Annotated in this window: 9 protein-coding genes and 1 tRNA gene; all 10 read right to left on the reverse strand. The window is 36.3% G+C overall.

Annotated elements, in window-relative coordinates; all coding sequences use genetic code 11:
* A partial coding sequence (locus JT739_RS12335) for a DivIVA domain-containing protein (RefSeq protein WP_237661423.1) occupies window positions 1-362 on the reverse strand: 362 nt, incomplete at its 3' end.
* A gap of 18 nt (window positions 363-380) precedes the next feature.
* The gene (locus JT739_RS13000; protein ID WP_370642683.1) at window positions 381-650 is read right to left on the reverse strand and encodes a YggT family protein; all 270 of its coding nucleotides are present in this window, start codon (window positions 648-650) and stop codon (window positions 381-383) included.
* A gap of 9 nt (window positions 651-659) precedes the next feature.
* Window positions 660-1,106: a cell division protein SepF gene (locus tag JT739_RS12340; protein WP_237661424.1), complete on the reverse strand. Its 447-nt coding sequence runs from the start codon at window positions 1,104-1,106 to the stop codon at window positions 660-662.
* A 20-nt stretch (window positions 1,107-1,126) separates the two neighbouring features.
* Entirely contained in the window at window positions 1,127-1,816 is a 690-nt protein-coding gene (locus JT739_RS12345) for a YggS family pyridoxal phosphate-dependent enzyme (RefSeq protein ID WP_237661425.1), read from the reverse strand.
* Between the two features lie 12 nt (window positions 1,817-1,828).
* Window positions 1,829-2,998 (reverse strand): HlyD family efflux transporter periplasmic adaptor subunit, encoded by a 1,170-nt coding sequence (locus tag JT739_RS12350; protein ID WP_237661426.1) that lies wholly within the window; start codon window positions 2,996-2,998, stop codon window positions 1,829-1,831.
* Between the two features lie 172 nt (window positions 2,999-3,170).
* Window positions 3,171-3,247, reverse strand: a tRNA-Pro gene (locus tag JT739_RS12355).
* A 77-nt stretch (window positions 3,248-3,324) separates the two neighbouring features.
* Window positions 3,325-4,215 (reverse strand): homoserine kinase, encoded by an 891-nt coding sequence (gene thrB / locus JT739_RS12360; protein ID WP_237661427.1) that lies wholly within the window; start codon window positions 4,213-4,215, stop codon window positions 3,325-3,327.
* A 10-nt stretch (window positions 4,216-4,225) separates the two neighbouring features.
* The gene (gene thrC / locus JT739_RS12365) at window positions 4,226-5,284 is read right to left on the reverse strand and encodes a threonine synthase (protein ID WP_237661428.1); all 1,059 of its coding nucleotides are present in this window, start codon (window positions 5,282-5,284) and stop codon (window positions 4,226-4,228) included.
* The gene (locus JT739_RS12370; protein ID WP_237661429.1) at window positions 5,281-6,552 is read right to left on the reverse strand and encodes a homoserine dehydrogenase; all 1,272 of its coding nucleotides are present in this window, start codon (window positions 6,550-6,552) and stop codon (window positions 5,281-5,283) included. The genes thrC and JT739_RS12370 overlap by 4 nt, the downstream gene beginning before the upstream one ends.
* A 14-nt stretch (window positions 6,553-6,566) precedes the next feature.
* Complete coding sequence (locus JT739_RS12375) at window positions 6,567-7,010, reverse strand: ACT domain-containing protein (protein ID WP_237661430.1); 444 nt, start codon at window positions 7,008-7,010, stop codon at window positions 6,567-6,569.
* Window positions 7,011-7,135: the final 125 nt, after the last annotated feature.

The following is a 7,135-nucleotide window of genomic DNA, read 5'->3' on the forward strand; positions in this document are numbered from 1 at the left end:
AATTGTTCATTTTGATCATTTATTTTATTAAACTGTTGTTTGGCACTTTGCAATATGCCCTCTGCCCGCAGTGAAGCCTCTTTTAGGATAGCTTCTCTTTCCTTTTCAGCATTGCTTTTTACTTCTTCGGCTGTCTTTTCTGCAAGCACAAGGGTGTTCTTTAAAGTTGCTTCAATATCTCTATAGTTTTGAAGTTTTTCTTGCAGCAATTGAATTTGTTCTTTTAAATCTCTATTTTCTTTATAAATCCTTTCGTAGTTTTCCAGCATTCTATCTATAAACTCATCCACTTCATCGGTGTTATAGCCTCTTAAAGCTTTGCTAAATTCTTTCTTTTGAATTTCTAAAGGTGAAATGTCCATATTAACTTGTTCATCTCCTTACCAAAGAATCCCCCACAGGATTCTAATAATAGTATTTCTAACAATATCTAAAAAAAGCAGCGCCAATAATGGCGAAAAATCCAAATAAGGTCCTGGCCCTTTTGGCATAAATCTGTTTAAAAGATTTCTAAAAGGAGCCAATATTGGCTCTGTAAAATCATATATGAACTTAGTAATAGTGGGATTGATGGGTCTTGGGAAAAACGATAAAATAACTCGTAATAATATCATTAAGTCCAGAAATTGAAAAATAAATTTATCAGATATAGCAAAACTTTACCCCCTTATTTTGATATTAAGTGGTGATTTATCTTGATTTTCTTCTTCTGGTTCCAAGCCTGCCACATCCACATTTTCGGGGGCAAATAAAAATATTCCCGGGCCTATTTTCCTTACAGTGCCGTCTAAAGCATAAATGCTGCCGGCCATAAAATCCAAAATGCGCTTTGCATTTTCTTTGTCTAACTTTTCTAAATTTACAATTACGGATTTCCTATTTTTAACTTCATCTGTTATCTCCCTAACCTCTTCAAAGGAATCGGGCTTATATATTACTACTTTGTTCCTGTTTGTTTGGTGGATATTGATGACTCTTCCAATAGGTTTTGGTTCAGGTCGGGCAATATTATAAGGTTCAAAATCGTCTTTTTCAGTTTCTTGCGGTATTTCATCTTCAATACCTAAAAAATATAATATTTTCTTGAAAAAATTTTTATTGCTCATCTCTTATCTCCCTCTTAAGTTTATTGTCTAGTTCCAAAAATACCAGTACCTATTCTGACCATATTTGCCCCTTCTTCTATTGCCACTTCAAAGTCATGACTCATCCCCATAGACAAGTACTCCATATTTACATTTCTAATTGATTTTTGTTTTAAACTCTCAAAAATATTATATAAATGCCTAAAGTACGATCTCACATCTTCTGGATTTTCCTTAAACGGAGCAATTGCCATTAAGCCCCTTATTTTTATATTTGGAAATGATGATACCTTTTCTATAAAACTTTCGGTATTATCAGGATCAATACCGTATTTTGTTATTTCTCTGCCTATGTTTACCTGCACCAGGACATCAACTACTCGCTCAGCTTGCTCAGCCCTTTTTTGTATTTCTTCAGCTAAACGAAAACTGTCAAGGGACTGAATCATAGAAAACATGCCAATTGCTGTTTTTACCTTATTTCTTTGCAGATGGCCTATTAAATGCCACTTTACATCACCCTTTACCAGTTCGATTTTACTTTTGGCTTCTTGTACTCTGTTTTCTCCCAATAAAACAATTCCACAGTCAACAGCCGCCTGAACTACTTCAGCGGAAAAATTCTTAGTAACGGCGACTAAATGAATATCTTCCCAGTTTCTTCCTGACCGCTCCGCTGCAGCTTTAATTTTAGATTTTATTTGTTGAATGTTTTGCTTTAAATACTCCAACGTAATCCCCTCTTATTTAAGTAAAATTTTATCTCCTTGTTTCAATCCTTCTACTATCACATTGTATTCATCCTCAATTACGGGCTCAACAGGCTTAAAGCGCCTTTTGCCGCGCTCTATGATATATACTCCTTTTTCACCACCATCATCTGTAAATATGGCATTTTTGGGTATCATAGCACCCGAATATGTTCCTAGTATAATTTCAACTTTAACTTTTCTAGAATCCAACAAGCTGTCTAAATCTGTATTAACTAAAAAAAAGCCTATGCCCTCTTCATTGATCTTAATTAATCTTGCCTTTATTTTTTCATCATCATTTATTTTAATATAGTACTCTCGGCCTTCTTTTAACGTTTTTTCGGGTTTTAAGGCAATATACCAGGAAAAATTGTCAATAATTTTAAGAACCGGTTGATTTGCTCTGACGTTTTTACCTATAGCAGGTTTACTTGCACTCTCAGATACGGCCTGCAATTGAGCATGTGAAATTTTTTCTGCTCTATTGGGAACTAAGATGTCTTCAAAGCCATCAACAAATAAACTCACTATTCCTGAATCCGATGCATAGGTTACAATTTCTATTTTGCTTAAATCTTCTTGTATTTGATTTAATTGTTTTTTCAATAGATTTATGTTGGCTTCATTTGACTCAAGGAGTTTTTTTCTTTCATTGGTCAATCGTTCCAGCTCATCTTTTAATAGTTTTACTTTGTCAAATTCGCCACTTTCTGTAGCCTCTTTTAATTTTTCAGTGGTATTTTCTATAGATTTATTAATTAAATTCAAAGCAATTAAAGAACTTCCCGCGCTGTCTTCTAAAGTTCCAATCTTTTCTTCGATTTCTGCCATCTCTTTTTGATAATGCTGCTTTTGTTTTTCATCGGTAGTAACAATAAAAAGCGGAGTTCCAACTCTAACCCTCTCACCTGATTTAACCAGCAGCTGTACTTTACCATCTACCGGCGATAAAACTGGTATCTCATTTTTTATTATAATCGCATCTGCTGAGAAACTCTCGCTAATTTCACCATTTATAACTGTATAAGTATTCATGAACAAAGCTTTATAAAAATATAAAAGCAAAATAACAATAAATAATAAAGCTATAAATATGGGTAGCTTTAGCGACTTTTTCTTGGGCCTTAAATATACCACCTTTTTATTATAATGTTGGCGCATAACTTTCACCTTTTCAAGTGCAGCACACGTTACTAAACTCCTTAGAACTTACTGTAAATCTATTAATTAATTATATTTTCTCCAAAAATGGGAATAATCCTCCTTTTTTACATTTATAAAAGTATAAAAAAATAAGAGCCCTATAGGCTCTCTTATTAGTTTTCTTTTATAATGGTCTGAGTGGGGAGACTTGAACTCCCGACCTCTTGAACCCCATTCAAGCGCGCTACCAAACTGCGCCACACCCAGACACTTTTCCATTTGCAATTAATATTATAATGCATAGATGAATTTATTTCAAGTCTTGAATTATATTCATAAAAATCTTACAAAAATCTTACACCTTTAGAGTCTGATGACAGCACCATATAATGGGACTTTATGCCTTCTTGTGCAAAGATATCTACCATATGCTGGCCTAATGCCTCTGCCCTTTCTTTTAAAGTTAAACAAATAACTGCAGGACCGGAACCGCTTAAAAATCCAGCAAAAGCCCCTTTTTCAGTGACTACTTGCAGTACCTTTTCCATGCCCGGAATCAAATTGCTTCTATAAGGTTGGTGCAATCTATCCTGGCAAAAAACATTCATATTAGTTAAATCTCCTTGAGCCATTGCAGCCACCAGCATGGCAGTATGACTAGTGTTAAATACTGCATCTTCAAATTTTACGGTTTTGGGCAACACTTTTCTTGCATCTTCGGTTTTTAATTTAAAGTCGGGTATGCAAACCACAAATCTAAGCCAATAAGGCACTGGAAAGGTTTTGTATATAACTTTATTTTCATGGACCATAGAGAGGCAAAAACCGCCAAACATAGCAGGCACAACATTGTCAGGATGCCCCTCCATTTCTGTGCCAATTTGCACCAGCTCACTATTATCTAAAATTTCACCCACCAAGTGATTTGCCGCCATTAAACCTCCTGCTATGCAAGCAGCACTGCTCCCCAACCCCCTTGCCATAGGGATATTATTTTCCAAGACGATTTTTAACGGTCTGTCTATATTTGCCCGTTTTAAGACCTGACAAGCTGCCTGATAAACTAAATTTGTCTCGTCCTCCGGTATTTCTCCAGCCCCTTCACCTTTTACATAAACTTCAGGTTTATCGGAAAAACCCATTTCAATATAATTATACAAGCCCAAAGACGCACCTAAGCAATCAAAGCCAGGTCCAAAGTTTGCCGTTGTTGCAGGAATCTGCACTCTTACCATATTCTCACTCCTAGCCGTAAATTTCACTTTCCAATAAATCTATTTTTGCATCAAGTACAGTAGGTTTAATGCCCATTTTAATCGCAGTATCAGGATCTTTTAATCCGTGACCTGTAAGTACTGCTACAATCTTTTCCCCTTCTTTTAAAACATTGTCCCTGCACATTTTAACTATACCAGCCACTGATGCGGCAGAAGCGGGCTCTACGAAAACGCCCTCATATTTTGCAAGTATCTCATAAGCTTTTAAAATTTCCTCATCGGTGACCTTTTGTATTTTGCCATTAGACATTTGTGCTGCTTCTACTGCCGATTTCCAGCTGGCGGGATTTCCAATGCGGATAGCCGTTGCAATGGTTTCAGGTTTTTCAATAACTCTATTTTCCACAATAGGTGCAGCACCTGCAGCCTGAAAGCCCATCATTTTGGGCAATTTGCTGCTCTTTTTAAGTGAATAGTATTCTTTAAAGCCCTTCCAATAAGCCGTAATGTTTCCTGCATTTCCTACGGGTATTGCAAGATAGTCAGGAGCATCATTTAGTTCATCGCAAATTTCAAAAGCTGCAGTTTTTTGCCCTTCTATCCTGTTTGGATTTATGGAGTTCACTAGCGTAATAGGCCTTCGCGCCGATAGCTCTCTTACCATTTTCAAAGCATCATCAAAATTGCCTCGAATTGCAATAACTTTTGCACCATATGCAATTGCCTGGGCAAGCTTACCCATGGCAATGGCACCATCAGGAATAAGCACTACGCATTTTAATCGAGCTTTTGCCGCATATGCCGCAGATGAAGCAGAGGTGTTGCCGGTTGAAGCGCATATGACAGCAGTTGCGCCATCCTCCACCGCCTTGGACACGGCCACTGTCATTCCTCTGTCTTTAAATGACCCCGTAGGATTTAACCCTTCATATTTTAAATAAATCTCTGCCTTTGTATTTAACAACTCTTCAATATTTTTTGCGCGAATAAGCGGCGTATCACCCTCGTTAAGTGTAATAATATTTTTTCTATGCTTTACAGGTAAGTATGAAAAGTATTTGTTTATAATTCCTTTTTTTATGCTCATTTGTGCTCCTCCTCTACTCTAATTACAGTAGATACCTCAACTACTTGCTTATAAGCTTTTATTTCACTAAGTGCATCCTGAATATTTCTAAACGGCACATCATATGTAACTATAACTATTTCAGCAGTGCCATTTATCGTATTTTTTTGAAAAACTTTTGCCATGCTTATCTCGTTTTCACCAAATGCCCCAGCTATTTTCGCAAGGACACCAGGCTTATCAACTACCCTAAGTCTTATGTAAAAACTTGAACAAGCCTCGCCAGGATCCATTATATCAAAATCATAATAGCAGGTACAGTTAAGCTTGCCGCCATTATTATTTTTTATGGCTTCCATAATATCAGCTACTACAGCACTGGCAGTGGGCATTTTGCCTGCTCCCAAACCATAAAACATAACCGGCCCTACAGCATTTCCTTCAACCATAATAGCATTAAAGGGGCCACCTACACTTGCTAAGGGGTGGTCTTCCGGCAGTAAAATCGGTGTTACAGCAACTTCTACGGAATTTTCATGCTTTTTACCCATAGCAATAAGCTTTATAACTTGCCCCATTTCCTTGGCATACTGTATATCCGCTTGACTTACACTATCAATACCTTCAGTATAGACCTGGTCTGCAGTTATGCGTGTATTAAAAGCTATAGAAGATAGTATAGCTATTTTTCGCGCTGCGTCAAAGCCCTTAATATCATCGGTAGGGTCACTTTCTGCATATCCTGCTAATTGAGCTTCTTTTAAAGCTTCATCAAAACTTTTTCCATGTTCAGTCATCTGACTTAAAATATAATTTGTTGTACCGTTTAGTATTCCCATTATCTTTGTTATTTGATTTGCGGACAGGCACCGCTTCATGGGCCTTATTATGGGAATACCACCGCCAACACTTGCCTCGAAAAGTAAGTTTACATCATTTTTTGCCGAAAGCTCAAGCAGCTCTTTGCCGTGTTTTGATATAACCTCTTTATTGGCAGTTACTACATGTTTGCCCCTATTTAAGGCTTCCCTAATATAAGTTAACGCAGGCTCTTCGCCTCCCATTACTTCAACAATTACAGAAATCTCTTCATCTTCTATAATATCTTCGAACCTATCAGTTATTTTTCCTTCCACTAAAGGTGACCTTTGCTTATTTAAATCCTTTACAAGGACTTTTTTTATATTTATGTGTTCGTTTATCCTTTTAGCTATTATATTATTATTTTTTTCTATTAATTCAACGACACCTGTGCCAACTGTGCCTAAACCTAATAATCCAATTTGCATTTTTTCACCTCTCCCTATCCTTGAGCTATTACATCCAGCTTATGAACTCCTTCTTTTTCGCTTATAATCGCTAGAAGTTCTTCAACATTTTTGTTTAAATTTCCAGTCTCAAAGGAAATTGTTACATTTGCCATGTTTTGAACGGGTATGTTTTGATTAATAGTCAATATATTGCCATGTGCCTTGGCAATTTCCTCTAAAATACCTGATAAAACACCAGGTATATGTTCCAGGATAAATGAAATTGTAACGATTTTACCCATGCTGGCCTCATAAAAAGGAAAAACATAATCCTTATATTTGTAATATGCACTTCTGCTCATGCCTACGGCTTCTGTTGCCTCATTGACGGTTTTAGCCTTTCCGCTCTTTAAAAGCTCTTTAGCTTTAACAGTTTTTTTAAAAATATCAGGCAGAATCTCATCTTTGACTATGTAAAACCCACCTTTATTTGTCAAAGGTTACTTCCCCCTTCGTGTTATTTGTAGAGTATACAAATATTCACGCACGAAAGACATTATAACACAACAATATCTAAAAAACAATAATGATTTTATGTTATATGTGGTTATTTTATGATAAT

It is taken from the genome of Tepidanaerobacter sp. GT38, from assembly GCF_021991635.1.
Taxonomy (GTDB): Bacteria; Bacillota; Thermosediminibacteria; order Thermosediminibacterales; family Tepidanaerobacteraceae; genus DTU063.